Here is a 3,399-nt window from a genome sequence, read left to right as displayed (position 1 = left end):
CGGCGCAAGGAACTGCAGATTCAGCATCGCTGCCCCTATCGATCGGTCGTGCCGTTTCAGACGTGGGTGGGGCATGGCGAGCAGTTGGCGACAGAAGTGCCGTCCGGTTGACGATCAAGCGCTGGCATCTAGGAGTAGCGCTGCTGTGATGGGTTGCTGCTGGCGGAGTCGGCAGCGGTTTCATCGTCAGACGGCACTGGTGTCGCCGAGCGTGCGTCGAACGCTTCGCATACCCAGTCGAGGGCGCTCTCCTCAGGTTCTGGCTGATCGCGTGAGTGCATAGTCACACCGTCCGCGGCGGTGACTGGGTGGTCTCTTGGTTACCGCGCTGGTTGTGCGCGCAGTTCTTCCTCGAGTGGCGCGAGGAAGTCGCGGGAGAGTTCAGTGAGCGCGGTGCCTGCTTGCTCGGGCATGCCGGTGGTGAACGGCGGTTCGGGTGCGTATTCGGCTCCGAGGACGGCGAAGCGCGCGAGTGTGTCGCCACAGAGGTAGGACACAAGCCGGATTGCGAGGTCCATGCCGGCGGTGACGCCAGCGGCGGTGAGGCGGTTGCCGTCTTTGACGACGCGCTCGTTGACCTCGGTGGCGCCATACCCGGGGAGGAGATGCCGGACGGACCAGTGCGAGGTCGCACGGCGCCCGTCGAGGAGTCCCGCTGCTGCGAGGGCGATCGATCCGGAGCAGACGCTGGTGACGTACTCGGCATCATCGCTGAGCCGTCGAAGATCAGCGAGGGCTTAGGTGTCGCGGAGGAGGACACCGGTGTCGCCGCCGGGGACGAGGAGGACTGTGACCGGTGTCGGGACCTCGGCGAGGGTGAGGGTGGGGATGAGGGACGCACCGCTGCCACTGGGCACCGGGGCGAGGGTGTCGCCGGTGGTGGCGAGGTGCACGGTCGCGCCGGTGCCTGCGAGGAAGTGGAACGGCCCGACGACGTCGAGGAGTTCGAACCCTGGGTGCAGGACGGTGACGATCGTGTTGTCGGTGGCGAAGCGAACGTCCGGGAGCGCTGCGAGGGTGTGGTGCGCGGCGATCGACCGGTCGATGGCGGCCTGCTTCACCGGGTCCTCAGAGGCGGAGAACAAGGTGCTGGCGCTGTCAGCGGGCACGCCGGTGTGCCCGGGCAGGTCGAGCGCGTCGGGTTCTGAGGCGTCGTGCATGGTCGGTGCTCCTTGCATGCCCTCAACCCTCATCTTCCTCGAACAAACTCACCAGGCACGACTTGCCGCCATTGAAGAGTTACCGGAAGAAGCGCAAAGCGCCGCTCGCGCTGAGGCCGAGGCACTCGCGACGAAGCGTCGGAGCTCGCGCAGCAAGTACCATTTGAAGCCGCGCAGCAACTTCGACCAGACGGGCGCCCGGCAGTACACCTATCCCACGTTCAAGAGCGATGAGGTCGAGTTCGATCCCGAATCCGGCGAAGTCGTGGAACTCAAAGTGCCCGGGAAGACCGTCAAGGTCCCGGGCAACCTCAGCAATCGCCCGGGTGTGTTGAATCAGCGTCACCTGAAGTACCACCAGGAGTTCGAGTACGGTTCCGTCGAGCAGCGTGCCTGGTTCGGCCAGCGCAACAATGTCGAGAACGGCAACTCGCGCCTCAAAGACGCCGATCGCGAAGCCCTCGGAGTGGCTATGAGGCGTCGCGTCCGCGGACCCTGGTTTGTCGAGCTCGCTGCCGCATTCGCAGCTGCAAGCGCAAACCTCGCTCGCATCATCGAGTGGCTGAAGGAGCGACTGAGCCTCGCGCCCATCAACCGCATGAACAACACCAGCCCTGCCCTGTTCGAGGGCGGCCTGAGCACCCTCACCCTCGACGAGCACGACACTCGAAACGGCTTCAACGCAATCGCGCAGCTACCAGAGTTCCAACTACTGGACTGACGAGCCCGCGCCTCCAAACTTCATAGACCCTGAACTCCCCCTCGCCACGTCCGGCAGGGGGTATTCGTCGTTCCTCGAAGCGAACGCAGACCAAGGCACGCGTCGCGGTACGCTCCCCAGCGGTCGTCGGGACAGGACGAGCGACCGTGGGAGCGGAGCTGAGCGCTGTTTTCCACCTCGGCCTGCTGTCACGCTCGAATACTCCGACTAAGATCGCCGAAACCTCCGAACACCCCCGCGCTCCGCCTCCAGGATTCGAACCCGGACCTAACGGCACCAAAGGCCGTCGTGCTGCCGTTACACCAAGGCGGAACACACCCGTCCGGGTGCACCGACCATCCTCCCACGACGCGGACGCTGGCTGCGCGCCGTCGGTTCGGCCAAGATGGAGGGATGCCGCAGCAGGACGAGGTCGACCGGATCGTCGCGGCGTGGGGTGGCGAACGCCCCGACCTGGACTTCGGCCCGCTCGAGGTGCTGTCCCGCGTGGACCGGCTCGCCCGGCACCTCGACCGTGCACGCCGGGCTGCATTCGACGCGAGCGACGTCGAGCCGTGGGAGTTCGACGTCCTGTCGGCGCTGCGCCGTGCGGGGGAACCGTACGAACTCAGTCCGAAGTCGCTGCTGCAGCAGACCCTGGTGTCGAGCGGCACGATGACGAACCGCGTGGACCGGCTCGCCGCGCGCGGGCTCGTGAGCCGCCGCACCGACCCGAAGGACGGCCGGGGCATCCTCGTTTCGCTGACGAGCCGCGGACGCGCCGCGGTCGACGCCGCGATCGCGGACCTGCTGCGGGCCGAGCGGGACATCCTGACCGGGGTGTCCGACGACGAGCAGGCGCAGCTCGCCGCGCTGCTCCGCCGGCTCATCCTGGGCCTCGGCGACTAGCGACCGACGAACACCGGCGCAACGCGCCTGACGTACGCGCCAGACCCGGTGCGCGCCGACCGCGGCCGGACTACCGTGCCGCCCCTACACGCGATCGCCCTCGCCGTCGCCGACGTCGCCCGCTCCGCCGCGTTCTACCGCGCCCTCCTCGGGATCGAGGGCAGCGGCGTCATCGGGACGGAGTACCCGGCCACCGACACCACCGCGGGCGGCACGACGGCGATGTTCACGCTCGACGACGGGCTGATCGTGAGCGTCTACGGCCGCGAGGACATGCGGAAGGACTCCGGCGTCGACCTAGCCGCCGGACCGAGCACGACGATCGGGCACTTCACCGACTCGCAGGCCGAGGCGCAGGCGTTCCTCGACCGGGCCCGTGCCGCCGGAGCGACGATGCTCGCGCCGCCGTACACGCGCCCGTGGGGGATGTGGTCCGGCTTCTTCCAGGACCCGGACGGCCACCTCTGGGAGGTCGTGGCGAACCCGGGTGGCGGCGACCCCGCGTCGGTGGAGCAGGAACCGTCGGGTCGCCCGTGGCGGTTTCAGGGGGTGGTTGCAACACCGCCTTGTTGGGGTTCTGAGAGTAGTCGGGTCAGGGCCTCGGCTGGGCTGTCCCAGTCGAGGGTCTGG

At 67.9% G+C, this 3,399-nt stretch carries 4 protein-coding genes, 1 tRNA gene and 1 pseudogene; 3 read left to right on the top strand and 3 right to left on the bottom strand.

Annotation, left to right across the window (positions count from 1 at the left end; translation table 11 throughout):
* Positions 1-320: 320 nt before the first annotated feature.
* Both DEU32_RS17350 and DEU32_RS16790 read right to left on the bottom strand, forming a co-directional pair.
* Positions 321-713, bottom strand: a pseudogene (locus tag DEU32_RS17350) (DJ-1/PfpI family protein); the annotation flags it as partial.
* A gap of 24 nt (positions 714-737) precedes the next feature.
* Entirely contained in the window at positions 738-1,160 is a 423-nt protein-coding gene (locus DEU32_RS16790) for a hypothetical protein (protein WP_114851550.1), read from the bottom strand.
* A gap of 16 nt (positions 1,161-1,176) precedes the next feature.
* Here DEU32_RS16790 and DEU32_RS16785 point away from each other — a divergent pair, with 16 nt between their 5' ends.
* Complete coding sequence (locus DEU32_RS16785) at positions 1,177-1,881, top strand: hypothetical protein (protein WP_114851549.1); 705 nt, start codon at positions 1,177-1,179, stop codon at positions 1,879-1,881.
* A gap of 240 nt (positions 1,882-2,121) precedes the next feature.
* Here DEU32_RS16785 and DEU32_RS16780 read toward each other — a convergent pair.
* Positions 2,122-2,193 (bottom strand) — tRNA-Gln (locus DEU32_RS16780).
* 81 nt (positions 2,194-2,274) lie between these two features.
* On the opposite strand from DEU32_RS16780, the gene DEU32_RS16775 reads away from it, so the two are divergent.
* Positions 2,275-2,769 carry a MarR family winged helix-turn-helix transcriptional regulator gene (locus DEU32_RS16775; protein ID WP_058740569.1) on the top strand — a complete coding sequence of 165 codons (495 nt, stop codon included), beginning with the start codon at positions 2,275-2,277 and terminating at the stop codon, positions 2,767-2,769.
* A gap of 75 nt (positions 2,770-2,844) precedes the next feature.
* The coding region (locus DEU32_RS16770) for a VOC family protein (RefSeq protein ID WP_147281501.1) at positions 2,845-3,399 on the top strand (555 nt) is incomplete at its 3' end.

Source organism: Curtobacterium sp. AG1037 (assembly GCF_003349855.1).
GTDB lineage: Bacteria > Actinomycetota > Actinomycetes > Actinomycetales > Microbacteriaceae > Curtobacterium > Curtobacterium citreum.
Note: the sequence above shows the minus strand (reverse complement) of the source record. Positions and strands in the feature narration are given on the sequence as shown.